Here is a 17,112-nt window from a genome sequence, read left to right as displayed (position 1 = left end):
TCGCGCGCAGGGGCAGGCTTCACCGAAGCAGTGGAGAGATCGCACATGGCATCGAGGCTAGGGCTCGCCGGTGCGCTGGCCGGTTTCGTCCTGGCGGCATCGGCCGCCCCGCAGACGCCGGCCCCCGTCCAGTCCCGCGATGCCTGCCCGGCGGATACCGGCTGCAGCGTGGCGAGCGGCGGTTATCGCATCGTGCTGCCCCCGCAGGCGTCGGCAGGGCGGAAGATCGGCGCGATCATCTATTTCCACGGCTATCAGGGTTCGGCCGAGGAGGTGATCGCCGATCCCGGCCTCGTCGCCGTCGCCCACCGCCTCGGGGTCGCCTTGATCGCTCCCGATGGCGTCGGCCGGTCATGGTCCTTTCCGGGTTCGCCCGCAAGGCAACGCGACGAGTTCGCCTTCGTCGGGCAGGTTCTGGATGATGTCGTCGCGCGCTTTCCCATCGATTCCGGCCGCATCCTCGCCAGCGGCTTCTCGCAGGGCGGTTCGATGGTCTGGTATCTCGCCTGCCGGATGCCGCGGCGCTTCGCCGCCTTCGCGCCGATCGCCGGTGCCTTCTGGGAGCCTTTGCCGGAAAGCTGCGACGGCCCCCGCCGGCCGCTGATCCATGTCCATGGCACGAGCGATATGACCGTGCCGCTCGCCGGCCGCAGCCTCCGCCAGGGCTCCAGGCAAGGCGATGTCTTCAAAAGCCTCGCGGTTTTCGCGCCGGGCGGCTGTACCGCAGGCTGGGCGGAAGCTGCGCGCGCCGCTCTTGCGCCGGAAGTCCTGGCCTGTCGGGTGGCGACCGGTTGCGGCGGCACGGCGCGGCTGGAACTCTGTCTGCACGCTGGCGGGCATATCGCCGATGCGGTCTGGGTCGAACGCGCCTGGCGGCTGACGATGCCGCCGCCCGCTTCGGCCCTTGGTCTCACGTCTCCGTGATCGTGTAACCAAAGCGGGCTCCCGCGCGATTTCACCCGCATAGCCGCTGCAGCGGCGAAGCGGAGAGAGATGATGCGTCACGAACGGATAGCGGCCGCGGAGCCGGCCGGAGCCGATCCGGCGGGCTTCGTGACCGGCGCCGATCTCCTGGCTGCCCAACTCGGGGCGGCGGGTGCGACCCACGCTTTCGGCATCCCCGGCGGCGAAGTGCTGGCCTTGGTCGATGCGCTCGAACGCGCCGGCCTCCGCTTCGAGCTGGCCCGGCACGAGAACGCCGCCGGCTTCATGGCCGAGGGCCTCTGGCACGCCACCGGCGCGCTGCCAGTCCTGGTCGCGACGCTCGGCCCCGGCGTCGCCAATGCGGTCAACGTCGTCGCCAATGCGCAGCAGGACCGGGTGCCGCTGGTCTTCGTGACCGGCTGCGTCGACCAAGCGCTGGCCGAGAGCTACACGCATCAGATCTTCGACCATCAGGCGCTGCTGCGGCCTCTGGTCAAGGCGAGCTTCCGGGCCGCTATTGGCACCGAGGACCTCGTCGTCGCCAAGGCCGTCGCCATAGCCCGGCGCGGGCGGCCGGGCCCGGTGCATATCGACCTGCCGATCTCGGTCGCCGAAGCCCGCACCGCCAGGCGCGCAGCGCCAGCCATGCCCGCCGCGGCGCCTTCCATCCCGGCCGATCTTCGGCAGGCACAAGCGCTGATCGCCTCCGCGCAGCGCCCTCTGGTGATCGCGGGGCTCGACCTCGTCGCTCAAGAGAGCGGAGCGGCTGCGCTGGACGGGTTCCTGACCCAGACCGGTGCGCCGCTGCTCACCACCTACAAGGCCAAGGGATTGGTGCCCGAGGGCGATCCGCGCGTGATCGGGGCCGTCGGCCTCTCGCCCAAGGCCGACGCGCTCGTTCGTCCGCTGATCGAGGCGGCCGACCTGATCGTGCTCGCCGGCTATGACCCGATCGAGATGCGCCAGGGCTGGCGGAACCCCTGGCCCGCCGGCAAGCCCGTCATCGACATCGTCGCGGAGCCGCTCCAGCACGGCATGCACTCTTCCAGCCTGGTGTTGGAAGGCCATGTCGCCATGACGCTGACGAAGCTCTCGGAAGGGCAGGCGACGAGGACAGGCTGGCCGGGGGGCGAGCCTGCGGCGGTCCGCGAAGCGCTCCACGCCGCCTTTGCCGGTCCCGGCGCATGGGGGCCGCATGCCGTCTTCGAGACGCTGCGCCGCATTGCGCCGGCCGGCACGATCGCGACCGCCGATTCCGGCGCGCATCGCATCCTGCTCAGCCAGATGTGGAATTGCGACGGGCCGCGCCGCCTGCTGCAGTCGAGCGGGCTCTGCACCATGGGCTGCGCCCTGCCGCTGGCGACGGGCGCGGCGCTCGGTTCCGGCCGGCCGACCTTGTGCTTTGTCGGCGATGCCGGGCTCGAGATGGTGTTGGGCGAACTGGCGACGCTGCGCGATCTCGACCTGCCGGTGATCGTCGTCGTGCTCGTGGATCAGGCGCTCGGGCTGATCGCGCTGAAGCAGCGCCAGCTCGGCCTGGCCCGCGCCGGTGTCGATATCGGCGAGACCGATTTTGCCGCCGTCGCTCGCGCGATGGGCGGGCATGGCGCGACGATCGACGACCGCGACACGCTGGCGCGCGAGGCGGAAGCGGCCTCCCGGCGGACGGGTTTCACTGTGCTCGCCTGCCGCATCGATGCTTCCAGCTACGAGGGAGCGTTCTGATGGACGCAGCTTCCACCGCCCCCGCGAAGCGCCCCCGCGACGAGCGGCTCGACCTTTTTCGCGGCCTGACGATGCTGATCATCTTCGTGGCGCATCTGCCGGAAAATAGCTGGAACGCCTGGATTCCCGCCCGCTTCGGCTTTTCGTCCGGCGCCGAGCTCTTCGTCTTCTGCTCCGGCATCGCCAGCGCGCTCGCCTTTGGCAGCGTCTTCTCGCGTCGCGGGCTGTGGCTCGGGACCGCGCGCATCGCCTACCGGATCTGGCAGGTCTATTGGGCGCAGATCGGCCTCGTCCTGGCGCTGATCGCGCTCGCCGCCGCGCTCGACCGGCTCTTCGGCCTCGCCGTGCTGGCGCAGCAGTTCCAGCCGCTGCTCGCCGATCCCGAGAATGCCCTGCTCGGCTTGGCCACGCTCAGCTGGCAGCCCGACTATCTCGACATCCTGCCGATGTATCTCGTCATCCTCGCGCTCGTGCCGGTGATGATGCTGGCGCGCCGGCTCCATGCCGTCTTGCCCTTCCTGATCGCAGGAACGCTCTATGCGGCGGTCTGGGCGAGCGGCCTCAACCTGTCGGGCAATCCCTGGACCGGCGCCGGCTGGTTCCTCAATCCCTTCGCCTGGCAGTTCATCTTCTTCATCGGCTTCTTCATCGCCATGAAATGGCTGCCGGTACCCGCGCTTGGTGACCGGCGATTGATGATCGGAGCCGCGCTCTTCCTCGTGCTCTCGGTGCCGCTGTCCTTCTGGGGCATCCTGGAGCACTGGCCTCTGGCGCAGGCGGCCCGTGATCTCGTCATCCCCGCCAGCGAGAAGACCGATCTGCATATCCTGCGCGTGCTGCACTTCCTGGCGCTCGCCTATCTCGCGCTCAGCCTGATCGAGCCCTGGCGGGACCGGCTTGATCGCGGCGCAGGCCATCTGCTCATCCTGATCGGGCGGCAGTCGCTCGCCTGCTTCCTGGCAAGCGTCGTGCTGGCGCGGCTCCTGGGCACGATCGCCGACATGGCCGGGCGCGGCGAGGTCGTGGTGGCTCTGCTCAATCTCGCGGGCTTCGCGCTGATCCTCGCCACCGCATGCGTGGTCGGTTGGTTCAAGAGCGCGCCCTGGGCCGGCGGGGGGCGTAAGCCCGCAAGCGCGGCGCAGAGCGCGCCGCCCGCAAGCGCTCCGCTGACAACACGGGTCCGTGAAGCGAGTTGAACGCCCCTTGATCGAGCCGTTGCGAACTCCCTGACAAGCGCCCTTCACGGCGCGGCAATGGAGCAGCCCATGTCTTACGCCGTTCATCACGATCTCTCCGGCGACCCGATCACCGCCTCCAGCGATGCCGCGCGCCTCGCCTGGAACGACATGCTCGAGGCGCTGCTGGCCCATGCCGCCGCGACGCCCGAGCATCTCGCCCGGGTGCTCGCCGCCGATCCCGACTTCGCGCTGGCCCATGCCGCCAAGGGGCTGATGCTGCTCTCGCTGGCCCGCGCCGAGCTCGTCGCCCCGGCTCGCGATTGCCTCGCCAAGGCGCGCATGGCCGCGCTGCTGCGGCCGGTGACGCGGCGCGAAGCGATGATCGTCGAAGCCTTGGCGCTCTGGCTCGACGACGCCCCGCGGCGGGCGGCCGAGCGATTGGAGGCGATCCTCCTCGCCCATCCCTTCGATGTTCTGGCGCTCAAGCTCGCACATGGCCTGCGCTTCATGCTCGGTGACCAGGCCGAGATGCTGGCGACGCTCAACCGCTTCGCGCCGGGTTTCGCCGAGAGCCATCCGCTCGCCGGCTTCGTCCATGGCTGCCATGCCTTCGCGCTGGAGGAGCGCGGTTTCTATGCGCAGGCCGAGCGTGTCGGCCGCCGGGCGGTGGCCCTGAGCCCCCGCGACGCCTGGGGCCGCCATGCCGTCGCCCATGTGCTGGAGATGACCGGCCGCACTGAGGAAGGCATCGCCTGGCTTGGCGACGGGCGCGACATCGCCCATGCCAACAACCTGCGCTTCCACATCTTCTGGCACCTCGCGCTGTTCCGGCTGGAGCGCGGCGAGACCGGCGAGGTGCTGCGGCTCTATGACGAGGAGATCCGGGCCGAACCGACCGACGATTACCGCGACATCGCCAATGGCGCCTCGCTGCTGGCGCGGCTCGACTATGCCGGCGTCGATGTCGGCGAGCGCTGGGAAGAGCTCGCCGCCAGGGCCGAGGGGCGCGTCCATGACGGCCGTCTCGTCTTCGCCGATCTGCACTATGCCCTGTCTCTGCTCGGCGCCGGCCATGCCGACGGCGCCGAGGCCATCGCCCGCGGCCTGATCGAGGATGCCAAGGCCCACCCCAGCATCGAGCGGCGCGCCGCCGCCCGCCACGGCGCTTTCGCCGCCTTCGGGCTGATCGCCTTCCACGAGGGCGACTATGACGAGGCCGCCCGCCTGCTCGGCTCGGCCCGCAACGGCTTGATCGCGATCGGCGGCAGCCATGCCCAGCGCGACCTGTTCGAGCAAGCCTATGCCGAGAGCCTGATCCGGGCCGGCGAGCAAGAACGCGCCGCCGAGATTCTCGGCGAAAGGCTGCGGCGGCGCGGCGGCTCCAATCTCTTCGCGGCCCGCCGGCTGGCGCAATTGCGCGGTCGCGGCGCCGGACGGCTCGCCGCGCTCGCCATCGCTTCCACCCCGCTCGCCATTGCCCACTGACATCCGGAAAGGCCCGCTGCCATGACCACCGCGACCATGACCCGCAGCTTCGCGCTGCCTTCCACCCGCACCGTGATCAATCTTGCGCTCGGCGGCTTCGCCGGCCTCGGCTTCTGGGAACTGTTCTCGGCCGTGCCGACCGCCTGGTTCGCCGAATATCCGCTGGAGCCGCCGGAGCTGGTGAAGTCGCTCTTCTACCATCAGCTCGGCCTGACGATCTCGACGCCGACCGCCAAGCTGCTGCATTTCACCACCGGCTTCCTGTTCTATCCCCTCGGCTATTGGGGGCTGACGCGCTGGGTGAAGAGCTTCGGCATGCCGGCCGATGGCTGGATCTGGGGCGTGATCACCTATTTCATCGCGCTCGGCTTTTTCGCACCTCTGGCCGGGCAGCATTTCCTGCTGAACGACGTGCCGCGCCTGTCCTTCATGAGCCTCATCGGTCATGCGATCTACGGCTATCTCGCCGCCTATGTCTTCGAGGCGCTCGAAGCGCGCCAGGCTTGAGCGGGGGATCGGTCATGCTCGACAGACGCGCCTGCATCGGTCTCGCCGCGGCAGCGCTGGCTGCCGGAAACGAGGTCAGGGCCAAGACCGAGGTGCCGCGCCCCGTCAACACGCTTGGCTCGCGCGATGGTCTCGCTATCCGCGGCTATGATCCGGTCGCCTATTTCCGCGACGGTGGCCCGCGGCTGGGCAAGCCCGAGTTCTCGGTTCACCATGGCGGTGCGCTCTGGCGTTTTGCCAGCGCCGAGCACAAGGCGTTGTTCGAGGCCGATCCGGAGCGCTACCTGCCGGCCTATGGCGGCTTCTGCGCCTACGGCACCTCGCGCGGCTACCTCGTGAAGATCGAGCCCGAGGCCTGGTCGATCGTCGACGGCCGGCTCTACCTGAACTACGACCTGGGTGTGCGGGATACCTGGCTTGCCCGGACGAAGACCTATATCGCCCGCGCCGACGGCAGCTGGCCGCGCTTGATGGCGAAGGATATCCGGTAGAAGCGCAGACACTAATCGAGCGCCTCAATCCCTCGCATCCTCCCCTGCGGTGCCGCCGGCGGCCATGGTGCGCGCCATGACGTCGTGCGTGCTCGCTCCGATCTGCAGGATGATATCGGCGGCTGCTTCCGGCTCGGGCGACCTATGGCGACGGCGGAGTTGTTGGCGTCAGGGTCGACAGCCCAGGCGAGGCGGGGCAAACCCCCGGGATGCCGCGCCATTCGTCGCATCAATCCTTGTGGGCCGTCCAGCGAGCGCCTCTGCGGCCTTAAGATTAATTCAGATTATTATTATATTCTGAAGAATAAGATTCCTTGTCCCGATAGGGCTTGTTGAATTAACCAGCAGCTCGATTGCGTTTTGTCGAGATTGCAACAAGATAAGGAAATTCTATTCGCTTTTTGATTGTGGCTGGGGGAAGAGTTGGGGGGCTGTTTCAATCTGGCGCGTGAATTGGCGCGGCAGGCGAGGGTCCGGCCGGACGCATTGGCGCTCCATGCCGGCGGTCGGGAGCTCAGCTATGGCGCGCTCGCGCGACAGGTGGCGGAGCTGGCCGGGCTGTTCGCGAGTCGTCGTCGTTCGCGCCGCGTTGGCGTTCTCGGCACGCGCAGCACCGAAGCCTATATCGGTATCCTTGCAGCCTGCTGGGCCGGCAGCGCCTATGTTCCACTCAACCTCAAATGGCCGGCCGAGCGCCTGATCGCCCTGTTCGGCCAGTTGCAGCTTGATGCCCTGATCACCGACGAGAATGGTGTGGGCCTCCTGACGCCGGAGGTTCTCGCTCACGCACCGGATCTCGTCGTGATTCCGCCCGGACGCGCACTCGTAGCCGTCCGGCCGGCGCAATCCGTGATCCCGCGCGGTACGGTGACGGCCGCGCCGCTCGACGAGCCGGCTCCCGTTGCTTCCGACGATACGGGCTACATCATCTTCACCTCCGGCACGACCGGGTTGCCGAAGGGCGTGATGATCTCGGCCGGTTCGTTGGCTCATTATCTCGACCAGAGCGAGCCCTGGACGCAGTACGGGCCTGCCGACCGGATCGGCGAGGCCTGCGACGTCACCTTCGATCTCTCGGTCCACAACCTGTTCCTCTGCCTGCGCGCCGGCGCGTCGCTGCATGTGATGTCGCAGCTCGAGATGCTGGCTCCGGCGCGCTTCATCCGCGGCCAAGAACTCACGGCCTGGATGTCGGTGCCGACGGTGATCGCGCTGATGCGGCAGAGCGGCGCGCTCAAGCCGGGCATCTTTCCAAGTCTGCGGCTGTCGATCTTCTGCGGCGAGCCGCTGCCGGTCTCGGCTGCGCAGGCCTGGGCGCTGGCAACGCCCAACGGTGTCGTCGAAAATATCTACGGGCCGACCGAGGCGACGGTGATCGGTCTGCGCCAGTCATTGACGGAGCCGCCGGTCGTGACCGAAGGGCGGGATGTCCTCGCCATCGGCCGGCCCTATCCGACCATGAAAGTGGCCATTCTCGATCAGCGGCAGCAGCCGGTCGCGGCGGGCGAGGCCGGCGAGATCGCGCTGGCGGGACCGCAGCTCGGCATCGGGTATTTCGGTCTGCCGGAGCTGACAGACGATCGCTTCCGCACCATTCGCGGCGAGCGCTGGTACCTGACCGGCGACCTCGGACGCATGGATGCGCAAGGGGTTTTCCACCATCTCGGCCGGGTCGACAATCAGGTCAAGCTGAAGGGCAACCGCGTCGAGCTGGAGGAGATCGATACGCATCTGCGCCGGGCGGCCGGCACGGATCTCGTCGCCACCGTGGCCTGGCCGGTCGCCCATGGTTCGGCCGATGGGCTCGTCGCCTTCGTCGGTGGCGGCCATGGCGATGTCGAGGCGATCCGGCAGGATCTGGTGCGTCGGCTGCCGCGCTATCTCGTGCCCGGCCGGATCGTCATCTGCCCGGAGCTGCCGCGCAACATCAACGGCAAGATCGACCGCAGCGCGCTCGCCCGCGGGCTCGATCGAGATGCCCGTCCCGCCCCGGCTCCGTCCGGAGGCATTCGCTCTGCGGAGCCCGTTTCCTGATGCAAGGAGGATCTGTGAACGCCGATACGCAAGGCCTGCGCCGAACCGTTGTCGCATTGCTCGCCGAGGCCGGACATGCCGGCCCGATCGATGACACCGAGTCGCTGTTCCTGAGCGGACGGCTCGATTCCCTCGCGGCGGCCGAAATTCTCGCGCTGCTCGAACGCGATCACGGGCTCGATCTGGCCGATGCCGATTTCGACATCACCCGGATCGATACTCTCGCCCAGCTCGAGGCGCTGGCAGGCCAGCAGCCGGCGTGATGCGGGATACGAGCGCGGAAACCTGTGCGGAAGTCCGGCCCGAGGTTGCGACGCCTGTCCGTACGCGTCCGCGCTTCCTGCGCCCGTTCGGGCCTTCTCGGTGCAACGAGGCCGTGGCGCTGCTGATGGATGGCTTTCCCGCGACCAGCCGCGCCTTCTGGGAGCAGGGGCTGGAGCGACAGGCCCTGCTGCAGGACGACAATCTCGGTTATTTCCTGGAGATGGGCGGCCAGGCCGTCGGCGTCATGTTGACGCTGCGCAGCACGCGCAGCCGTCCTGATGGCATGCTCTACCCGGTGATCAACCTGTCGAGCTGGTACATCCAGCCGGCGCATCGCTGGCGCGCCGTGCCGATGCTGCGCGCCATTGTCGATGAGAGCGATGGGCTGGTCACCGATCTCACCGCGTCCGAGTCGATCTACAGGATGAATGCGGCTGTCGGCCTGTCGCCCTGGAGCAACGGCATGATCCTCGCGGGCATCCTGCCCTGGGCCGCGCTGCCGGCCCGGCGCGGCACCAGCATGCTGTCTCTGGCGCAGGCGGCCGCCCTGCTCGGCCCGGCCGAGGCCGCCATGCTGGAGTGGCATGAGCGGGACGGGCTGATCGCCGCCGTACTCTGCGAGGAAGCCGGGACCTGCCCGCTGCTCTTCCGGCCGATCCGGCGCAAGGGTGTGCGCTTCGCACAGTTGATCTTCGCCGGCAGCCGCAAGGCGGTGATCCGGAACCTGCCGGCGGTGATGCGCTTTCTCGCCGGCCGCGGCATCCTGTTCCTGTCGATCGACGCCTGCCGCGAGGATTGCCCGCGGGGCGCCTTCTTCCGGCCCGGACGGCAGCGCTTCTGGCGTGGCGTGGTCGACCGCGACCGGCTCGACTACGCCTATTCCGAGCTCGTCCTGTTCGGCGTTTCCTAGGCAGCCGCAGACAGGCGCACAGCAATGCTCTTCCGCAAGACGCTGCTCTATATGCCGGCGGGAACACTCGGCCCGCTGATCCAGCTCGCCACCATCGTGGTGCTGACCCATTGGCTGCCGCCGGCCGAGCTCGGCCTCTATGCGCTGGTGGTGGCGCTGCAGGATCTCGCGCAGATCGCGACGCTGTCCTGGTGGTCGCAATATGTGCTGCGCTATCTCGACGAGCATGATCCGGCCCTGCGCGCGCGGCAGGATCGCACCGAGATCGGCGTGATCGCCCTGGCCGGGATCGTGCAGGCCCTGCTGGTTGCGGGCTGCGCCGTGGCGCTGGCGGAGGGACCGGTGGAGCCCGGCCTCGTCGCCAGCGCGGCATTGGCCGGCGTGATGCGCGCGCTCGTCATGCATGCGAGCGTGCGGGCCCGGGCGCAGCAGCAGATCGGTCTGCATGCCTTCGCGCAGATGGCCGCGCCGAGCCTGAGCCTCGGCTTGAGCCTGGCCGGCTTTGCCCTGTTCGGGGCCAATCTGACGGTCGCATTCCTCGCCATGGCGCTCGGCCATTTTCTGGCTGCGCTCCCTCTGGGACTGAAGCTCGATTATCGCCGTGTCTGCGGCGGCATCGACCGTCCCACGCTGCGGAGGGCCTTCCGCTACGGCGTCTTCACCGCGATGGGCGCAGGTCTGGCCTGGGGCTCGATGCAGAGCATGCGGTTCGTGACCGACCTGATGTTCGGCGCGGCGGCGGTGGGACTGATCCATGTCGGCTGGGGCATCGGCCAGCGCATCGCGACCCAGCTCTCGGTGCTGGCGACGACGGCGCTGTTTCCGATGGCGGCCAGCCGGGCCCGGACCGAAGGCATCGCAGCCGGCGTCAGCCAGTTGCTGATTGCCGGGCCGATCCTGCTGGCCGTGCTGGCGCCTGCGACGATCGGGCTCGCCTTCGTCGCGGAGCCGGCCGCGCGGCTCCTGACCGCGCCGGCCTATCAGGAGATGACGGCGGCGATCCTGCCCGTGGCCATGCTGGCCGGCGCGGTGCGGGCCTTCCGCAATCACTATCTCGATGAAATCCTGCAATTGACCGACCGCTCGCGCTTGATGACGGCGCTGGATGGCGTCGAGGCGGTGGCCACGGTGCTGCTGTGTGGCGCCGGTGCACTGCTTCATGGCATCCTGGGCGCCGTGATCGGCTGCCTGGTCGCCGCCATGCTGGCCACGGCACTGGCCGTCGTCCTGGTCGCGCGGCACCATGGGGCCCTGCTGCGAGGGCGTGCCGTGCTCGTGACGGGGGCGGCCTGCCTGGCGATGGCCGCGGTCCTCGCAGCTCTGCCGAAGCCCGAGGGGCTCCTCGGCCTGATCGCCATCTGCTGCGCCGGTGGAATTGCTTATCTCGCAACCTATGCTCTGTTCGAGCACCGCGCGCTCACGCAACTGGCGCGCGACACGTTCTTTCGGAAGCGCGACAGCTAGGCGCGCTTGCGCTGGAAAGCATCCTTCCGGCCGCAGGCGGTGGTGCCGCGCTGCCGACGGTCGCCTTCTTCCCGGTGATCCAGCCCCATGTCGCGTCCGGCCTGACATCCGGCGCCGTCAAGGGGGCTCCATCCGACGACGAGTCGTACCGGCGCGTCGAGGCTGGTCAGCGCCCAGGTTGCTGAAGCGCCAGATTCCGGCTTGTGCCCGCGAAACTGGTTCTATATTGGTCTATGTGGTGATCGCGGCTCACGTAAGGCGCGGCTGATGGGAGCGTCCGGAACGGTGCAAGGCGAGGGGTTCGTTTCAGTGTCGATCGACCGCTCCGCGCCGGCTGCAGGCGAGGCCGGGCCGGGCTGGCGCGTGATCTCGCAGGCCAGCGAGAAGGGCAGCGCCGCTCATAACGAGGACATGTCCGGCGCGACCGGCTCCTGCGCCTGGATCATCGACGGCTCGGCGTTCTTTTCCGGCGCCGCCCGAACCACCGGGGAATCGGAGGGAGCCTGGCTCGTCCGGCGCATCGACGCGATTCTCCGGGCGAACCCGCCTGAGGACCTGGCTTTCACGGCCTGGGCCGAAGGGCTGGAGCGGCAGTTGCACCAGGATTACGCGGCGCTGGGTGAAGGCCATCCGGAGCGCGAGGCGGGCGAGGGGCCTTCCGCCGTGCTCGGCCTCATCCGCCTGCGGTGCGACGGCGATGCTTGTCGCATCGAGGGCGCGGTGATCGGCGACGTCTCGATCCTGATCCAGGATGGAGACCGGGTCGAACGCTGGACCGACCCGTCGAGCAACCCGTTCGAGGCCCGAACCATCGCGGCGGCGACTGCCGACGGACATCTTCCCGGCGAGGTGATCTCGCCGAAGGCGCTGGCGCAGATCCTGAGCAATCGGCGCTGGCTCAATCGGGCGGGCGGCTACTGGGCGGTCAATCCCGGCCTCGCCTGGACGGCCGGCCTGCGCCTGTTTTCCGGAGCCATCTCTCCGACCGCGACCGTTCTGCTCGCATCCGACGGCTTCATGCGCCTTGTCGATGTGATCGCGCATCGTGACGATCGCGGGCTGGTCGAGGAGGCGAAGCGCATCGGAGCCGCAGGCGTCATCACCGAGCTGCGGCGGCTGGAAAGCGCGGACGCGCAGGCGGAGCGCTACAGGCGGGTCAAGATCCATGACGATGCCACGGCGCTGCTGGTGACGCCGGGCTGACGCGACAACCAGATCGAAAAGCCGTCATAAGGCGGCAGGGACAAGCAGGGAGAGTGAAGATGTCTGCGGGAATCGAGACCAAATCCATCGTCAGGCGCACGCTTGGCAAGCTGGCGCTGACGCTGTTCGCCGCCGCGACCGCCTTCGCCGCGCCGGCAAAGGCGGAAGACCTTACGCTGTGGAGCTGGCGCCAGGAGGACAAGGCCGCCTATGCCAAGTTCATCGCCGCCTTCCGCAAGCAGCATCCCGACATCAACGTGAAGTTCGAGGCCTTCGAGGCCGCGAACTACAACACGGTGCTGTCGACCGCGCTTGCCGGCGGCACGGGGCCGGACATCGTCCAGGTGCGCGCCTATGGCACGCTCGGCGTCGGCAAGCCGGATTATCTGGTGCCGCTCGACAAGACGATGGTGCCGGAATTCGCGAACTTCCCGGATTCGGCGATCGCGGCCGAGACAATGCGGGCCGACGGCAAGCTCTATGCCGTGCCGCTCGCCTCGCAGACCATGCTGATCATCTACAACAAGGAGCTGTTCGAGAAGGCCGGCGTCACGCCGCCGAACACCTGGGACGAGCTCGTCGGCGTCTCCAAGACGCTGAAGGAGAAGGGTATCAACCCGTTCGGCAACGGCACGGCGACGGCCTGGCAGAACGAGACCATCGTCGGCTCGCTGCTCTCCTCGCTGATCGGCAAGCAGTTCGAGCAGGACGTGATGGCCGGCAAGGCCGATTTCACCGATGCCCGCTTCGTCGGGGCCCTGACCAAGCTCAACGAGATCAAGGATTATTTCGCGCCGAACTTCTCGGGCGTCGACTATGCGGCCTCGCAGCAGCTCTTCGCCGCCGGCCGGGCCGCGATGTTTGCGGGCGGCTCCTTCGAGATCGCCAACTTCCTGCGCCAGAACCCCAAGCTGAAGCTCGGCCTCTTCCCCTCGCCCGTCGCCAAGGCCGGCGACCAGCGGCTGGTCGCGCTCTATTATGACGGCGGCTTCGCCATCAACGCGGCCTCGAAGAACAAGGACGCAGCGCTGAAGTTCCTGCGCTTCCTCGGCACGCCCGAATTCGGCACGGCCTTCTCGAACGACCTGCAGAACATCTCGCCGGTCAAGGGCGTGGCCTTCGAGAACCCGCTGCTGAAGGAGGTCGCGACGCTGAACCAGAGCGCGATGCCCTACATCATGCTGGTCAATTTCCGTTATCAGGAGCCGACCGGCTCTGTGCTGCTGCAGTCGGGCGTGCAGAAGATGCTCGCCGGCAAGGCGACCCCGGCCGAGATCGGCGCCGAGATCACCAAGGGCATCGCGACCTACTACGCGCCCTTCAAGAAGTAGATCCCGGCGCGTTGATTTAACGCGAACCCGCGCCGTCATCCCGGACAAGCGGCGAAGCTGCGCCGATCCGGGATCCATCGTCAGGCGCGCAGCCTTACGATGGATCCCGGGGCAGGCCCGGGATGACGTTGTGTTTCCGCAGCAGGTTGGCCGCCGCTTGTCTCCCCGGCGCATCCCGAAAGCCAGAGCCGATGCAGACGGACTACAAGAACCGCGAGAAGCGCCGCCGCGCGGCCTGGATCGCTTTCCTGATCCTGCCGCCGCTCGCGATCATGCTGACCTTCGTGGTCTGGCCGCTGCTCTCGGCGCTCAGCTCCGCCTTCTATCGCTGGGACGGCATGGCGCGGGGCGATTTCATCGGCCTGAAGAACTTCGCCGACGTCCTGGTGGGCGATCATTTCGCCGCGCTGACCTGGCGGGCCTTCCGCCATAACCTCTTCGTCTTCTTCGCGCTCTTCGTGGTGCAGAACAGCGTCGGCTTCCTGCTCGCCTGGTTCATCTATCGCGAGCCCTTCGGCTTCCGCTTCCACCGCGTCGCGATCTTCATGCCGGTCATCCTGTCGACCGTGCTGGTCGGCTTCCTCTGGAAGCTGTTCCTCGATCCGAATTTCGGGCTGGTGAACCAGTTGCTCGACATGGCCGGGCTGGGCGGCTGGCGCCAGCCCTGGCTCGGCCAGGAGACGACGGCGCTGCCGGCGCTCGTGCTCGCCAATGCCTGGCACTGGGTCGGCTTTCCCGCGCTGGTCTATCTCGCCGGCATGCAGCGCATCCCCCGCGAGATCCTCGAAGCCGCCAAGCTCGACGGCTGCAACGGCTGGCAGATGCTGACCCGCGTGGTCTGGCCGCTGGTGACGCCGTCGACCACGATCACACTGACGCTGCTCTTCATCGGCGCGTTCAACTGGTTCGAGCTGCCCTACATCATGGCGGGGCTCGACGGCTCGCCCTATGGCTCGACCGACGTGCTCGGCCTGTATTTCTACCGCACGGCCTTCGGCAACCAGAGCGCGGGCATCCAGGATTTCGGGCACGGCAATGCGCTGGCCGTGCTGATGTTCCTGTTCATCGCGGCGGTTGCGACCGTCATGACCCAGTATCTGCGCAAGCGGGAGATCGCGCTGTGACCTCCCACGCCGCAACCAACGACCCGCTCTTCCCGCGCAGCAGCGCCGGCAGCCTGATCGCCGCCGCGCTTCTGATCGGCAACACCGTGCTGATGCTCTACCCGATCGTCATCATGGTGTTCTCGGCCTTCAAGACGACGGCCGAAATCTTCGACGCGCCCTTCGCCCTGCCGGACTTCACCTATGTCGAGAATTTCGCGCGGATCTGGGGCGAGACCAGCCTGCCCGGCTATTTCGTCAACTCCGTCGTCATTACCGGCACCTCGATCCTGCTGACGCTGATCCTCGGCACGATGGGCGCCTATGGGCTGGCGCGCTACTCATTCCCCGGCAATTCGGCGATCTTCATGTTCTTCCTGGCCGGGCTGATGCTGCCGCTGAAGCTCGCGGTGATCCCGCTCTTCCTGCAGATGCGCGATTTCGGCCTGCTCGATACAAGGCTCGGCCTGATCCTGATCTACACCGCGATGGGCCTGCCCTCGACGATCTTCATCATGACCGGCTTCCTGCGCACCTTGCCGGTGGAGCTGGAGGAAGCCGCCCGCATCGACGGCGCCTCGGAACCCCGCATCATGATCTCGATCATGCTGCCGCTCTCGATCCCGCCGATGGTGATCGCCGCGATCCAGAACGCGGTGCCGACCTGGAACGACTTCTTCTTCCCGCTGGTCTTCATTCAGACCGACGCCCGCAAGACCCTGCCGCAGGGCCTCTCGGTGTTCATGGGCGAGTACACCACCGACTGGGGCATGCTCTTCGCCGGCCTCACCATCGCGGCGCTGCCGCTGACCATCGTCTACATCCTGATGTCCAGACAGTTTATTCGCGGCATGACGGCGGGAGCGGTTAAGTGACAGCCTCCGCCCAAGCCTTGATCCCACCGCGCAGCCTCGCCGTCTCCTGTCAGGCGCGCGCCGACAATCCCCTGCACGGCCCGGCCTTCATGGCGGCGATGGCGCAGGCGGCCGAACAGGGCGGCGCGCTCGCCTTGCGCGCCAATGGCCCCGCCGACATCGCCGCGATCCGGGCCGTCAGCCGCCTGCCGATCATCGGCATCCTCAAGCGCTGGGACGACCGCTTCCCGGTCTATATCACACCGGACTTCGCCAGCGCCGAAGCGATCGCCGCGGCCGGCGCCGACATCATCGCCCTCGACGCCACCGACAGGCCCCGCGACGGCGAGCCGCTGGACCGGCTGATCGCGCGCATCCGCGACGAATTGGGCAAGCCGGTCTTCGCCGATTGCGCGACGCTGGAGGACGGCGTGCGCGCCGCCGCACTCGGCGCGAGCTATATCGCGACGACGCTCTCCGGCTATACGCCCGAGACGGAAGCGCGGAAGGCCCTCGGCCCCGACATCGCCCTGATCGAGGCCCTCGCCAAGGCGGTGTCCGTGCCGATCGTCGCCGAGGGGCGCTTCGAGCAGCCGGAGCAACTGGAGTTGGCTTTCGCCGCCGGCGCGCATGCCGTGGTGGTCGGCACGGCGATCACCAATCCCCGCGAGGTCACCCGCCGCTTCGCCCGCCATGCCGGCGCCTGACGACAGGCTCGGCCTCGGCATCGAGACGGGCGGCACCGGCTCGCGCTGGTGCCTGTCCGCCCCCTCGGGCGCGATCGTCGCGCGCGGCGAGATGGAGCCGATGACCGGCCACGTCTTCACGCAGAGCGAACGTGAACGGGTCGCCGGCATCTTCACACGCTTGGCCGGAGAGCTTGGGAATATCGGGCGACCGGGTGCGATCGTCGCGGGCGTCACCGGCCTCGGGCCGGAAAGCGCTGTCAGGGCGGTTTTTTCCGAAATCCTGGCGACGGCTTTTGCCTGCCCCGAGGCGAAAATCCTCGTCGTTGACGACATGTGGCTGGGCTATCGCGCCCGCTTCGCGCCGGGCGAGGGCATCATCGTCTATTCCGGCACAGGCTCGATCGGCTACCACCTCAGCACTGAGGGTGAGATCATCCGCGCCGGTGGGCGCGGCGTTCTCATTGACGATGGCGGCTCCGCCGCCTGGATCGCGGCCGAGGCCTTGCGCCGATTGCTGCGCCGCGAGGACGAGTCTCCCGGCTCCGGCTGGAAGAGTCCGCTCGGCCGCGCTCTCGCAGAGGCGCTCGGAGGAGCCTCCTGGGACGCCGTGCGCACCCATGTCTATGGCGGCGACCGCGGCAGCCTCGGCCTGCTCGCCCGCGCGGTCGCCACGGCGGGAGACGCTGGCGATCCGACAGCCGCAGAAATCTTCATGCAAGCCGGCGAGGAACTGGCACGGCTCGCGCTGGCGCTAAGGGCAAGGGTCGGCGCCAAGCCCGTGGCCCTCTGCGGACGCGCCGCGACCTTGTCACCGCTGATCGCCCAGCGCTTCCAGGCGCTCGTGGCGCCCCCGGTCGCGCTGGACGAGACGCAGGTCGATGTGCCTGGCTGTGCGGCCAGCCTAGCCTGCGAGCTTGCTTATGCAAATGAGACGCGCTTCTAGGAATAGC

Annotated in this window: 16 protein-coding genes; all 16 read left to right on the top strand. The window is 68.2% G+C overall.

The window, feature by feature from the left end; genetic code table 11:
* Nucleotides 1-45 precede the first annotated feature (45 nt).
* Entirely contained in the window at nt 46-924 is an 879-nt protein-coding gene (locus ACFJGT_RS20115; RefSeq protein ID WP_377841556.1) for an alpha/beta hydrolase family esterase, read from the top strand.
* Between the two features lie 69 nt (nt 925-993).
* On the top strand, nt 994-2,649 hold the full coding sequence (locus tag ACFJGT_RS20110) for a thiamine pyrophosphate-binding protein (protein WP_377841553.1): 1,656 nt from the start codon (nt 994-996) through the stop codon (nt 2,647-2,649).
* On the top strand, nt 2,649-3,845 hold the full coding sequence (locus ACFJGT_RS20105) for an OpgC family protein (RefSeq protein ID WP_377841551.1): 1,197 nt from the start codon (nt 2,649-2,651) through the stop codon (nt 3,843-3,845). The genes ACFJGT_RS20110 and ACFJGT_RS20105 overlap by 1 nt, the downstream gene beginning before the upstream one ends.
* A 69-nt stretch (nt 3,846-3,914) precedes the next feature.
* The gene (locus ACFJGT_RS20100) at nt 3,915-5,312 is read left to right on the top strand and encodes a tetratricopeptide repeat protein (RefSeq protein WP_377841549.1); all 1,398 of its coding nucleotides are present in this window, start codon (nt 3,915-3,917) and stop codon (nt 5,310-5,312) included.
* 21 nt (nt 5,313-5,333) lie between these two features.
* On the top strand, nt 5,334-5,819 hold the full coding sequence (locus ACFJGT_RS20095) for a hypothetical protein (protein ID WP_377841547.1): 486 nt from the start codon (nt 5,334-5,336) through the stop codon (nt 5,817-5,819).
* A gap of 14 nt (nt 5,820-5,833) precedes the next feature.
* A complete protein-coding gene (locus ACFJGT_RS20090) occupies nt 5,834-6,310 on the top strand; it encodes a YHS domain-containing (seleno)protein (protein WP_377841544.1) in 477 nt (158 codons plus the stop codon).
* Between the two features lie 423 nt (nt 6,311-6,733).
* Nucleotides 6,734-8,344, top strand: coding sequence for an AMP-binding protein (locus tag ACFJGT_RS20085; protein WP_377841541.1), 1,611 nt, complete (start codon nt 6,734-6,736; stop codon nt 8,342-8,344).
* A 14-nt stretch (nt 8,345-8,358) separates the two neighbouring features.
* Nucleotides 8,359-8,607 (top strand): phosphopantetheine-binding protein, encoded by a 249-nt coding sequence (locus tag ACFJGT_RS20080; protein WP_377841539.1) that lies wholly within the window; start codon nt 8,359-8,361, stop codon nt 8,605-8,607.
* Nucleotides 8,607-9,518 carry a hypothetical protein gene (locus tag ACFJGT_RS20075; protein WP_377841537.1) on the top strand — a complete coding sequence of 304 codons (912 nt, stop codon included), beginning with the start codon at nt 8,607-8,609 and terminating at the stop codon, nt 9,516-9,518. Before ACFJGT_RS20080 ends, ACFJGT_RS20075 begins: the two co-directional genes overlap by 1 nt.
* 24 nt (nt 9,519-9,542) lie before the next feature.
* A complete protein-coding gene (locus ACFJGT_RS20070) occupies nt 9,543-10,982 on the top strand; it encodes a lipopolysaccharide biosynthesis protein (RefSeq protein WP_377841535.1) in 1,440 nt (479 codons plus the stop codon).
* Nucleotides 10,983-11,291: 309 nt separating this feature from the next.
* Nucleotides 11,292-12,185 carry a hypothetical protein gene (locus ACFJGT_RS20065; RefSeq protein ID WP_377841533.1) on the top strand — a complete coding sequence of 298 codons (894 nt, stop codon included), beginning with the start codon at nt 11,292-11,294 and terminating at the stop codon, nt 12,183-12,185.
* Nucleotides 12,186-12,244: 59 nt separating this feature from the next.
* On the top strand, nt 12,245-13,516 hold the full coding sequence (locus tag ACFJGT_RS20060; RefSeq protein WP_377841531.1) for an extracellular solute-binding protein: 1,272 nt from the start codon (nt 12,245-12,247) through the stop codon (nt 13,514-13,516).
* A 191-nt stretch (nt 13,517-13,707) separates the two neighbouring features.
* Nucleotides 13,708-14,640 carry a carbohydrate ABC transporter permease gene (locus tag ACFJGT_RS20055; protein WP_377841529.1) on the top strand — a complete coding sequence of 311 codons (933 nt, stop codon included), beginning with the start codon at nt 13,708-13,710 and terminating at the stop codon, nt 14,638-14,640.
* A complete protein-coding gene (locus ACFJGT_RS20050; protein WP_377841526.1) occupies nt 14,637-15,494 on the top strand; it encodes a carbohydrate ABC transporter permease in 858 nt (285 codons plus the stop codon). The genes ACFJGT_RS20055 and ACFJGT_RS20050 overlap by 4 nt, the downstream gene beginning before the upstream one ends.
* Nucleotides 15,491-16,180: an N-acetylmannosamine-6-phosphate 2-epimerase gene (locus tag ACFJGT_RS20045; protein WP_377841524.1), complete on the top strand. Its 690-nt coding sequence runs from the start codon at nt 15,491-15,493 to the stop codon at nt 16,178-16,180. Before ACFJGT_RS20050 ends, ACFJGT_RS20045 begins: the two co-directional genes overlap by 4 nt.
* Nucleotides 16,167-17,105: an N-acetylglucosamine kinase gene (locus ACFJGT_RS20040; RefSeq protein ID WP_377841521.1), complete on the top strand. Its 939-nt coding sequence runs from the start codon at nt 16,167-16,169 to the stop codon at nt 17,103-17,105. Before ACFJGT_RS20045 ends, ACFJGT_RS20040 begins: the two co-directional genes overlap by 14 nt.
* The last annotated feature ends 7 nt before the right edge of the window (nt 17,106-17,112 follow it).

The organism is Allobosea sp. UC22_33, from assembly GCF_042700715.1.
Classification (GTDB): Bacteria; Pseudomonadota; Alphaproteobacteria; order Rhizobiales; family Beijerinckiaceae; genus Allobosea.
The sequence above is the reverse complement of the archived record's forward strand: the minus strand, read 5'-3'. Positions and strand labels throughout refer to the sequence as shown.

Excerpts from the sequence above, each read along its gene's own strand:
- ACFJGT_RS20115 (WP_377841556.1), top strand. The coding sequence starts at position 46 with ATGGCATCGAGGCTAGGGCTCGCCGGTGCGCTGGCCGGTTTCGTCCTG.
- ACFJGT_RS20110 (WP_377841553.1), top strand. The coding sequence starts at position 994 with ATGATGCGTCACGAACGGATAGCGGCCGCGGAGCCGGCCGGAGCCGAT.
- ACFJGT_RS20105 (WP_377841551.1), top strand. The coding sequence starts at position 2,649 with ATGGACGCAGCTTCCACCGCCCCCGCGAAGCGCCCCCGCGACGAGCGG.
- ACFJGT_RS20100 (WP_377841549.1), top strand. The coding sequence starts at position 3,915 with ATGTCTTACGCCGTTCATCACGATCTCTCCGGCGACCCGATCACCGCC.
- ACFJGT_RS20095 (WP_377841547.1), top strand. The coding sequence starts at position 5,334 with ATGACCACCGCGACCATGACCCGCAGCTTCGCGCTGCCTTCCACCCGC.
- ACFJGT_RS20090 (WP_377841544.1), top strand. The coding sequence starts at position 5,834 with ATGCTCGACAGACGCGCCTGCATCGGTCTCGCCGCGGCAGCGCTGGCT.
- ACFJGT_RS20075 (WP_377841537.1), top strand. The coding sequence starts at position 8,607 with ATGCGGGATACGAGCGCGGAAACCTGTGCGGAAGTCCGGCCCGAGGTT.
- ACFJGT_RS20070 (WP_377841535.1), top strand. The coding sequence starts at position 9,543 with ATGCTCTTCCGCAAGACGCTGCTCTATATGCCGGCGGGAACACTCGGC.
- ACFJGT_RS20060 (WP_377841531.1), top strand. The coding sequence starts at position 12,245 with ATGTCTGCGGGAATCGAGACCAAATCCATCGTCAGGCGCACGCTTGGC.
- ACFJGT_RS20055 (WP_377841529.1), top strand. The coding sequence starts at position 13,708 with ATGCAGACGGACTACAAGAACCGCGAGAAGCGCCGCCGCGCGGCCTGG.
- ACFJGT_RS20040 (WP_377841521.1), top strand. The coding sequence starts at position 16,167 with ATGCCGGCGCCTGACGACAGGCTCGGCCTCGGCATCGAGACGGGCGGC.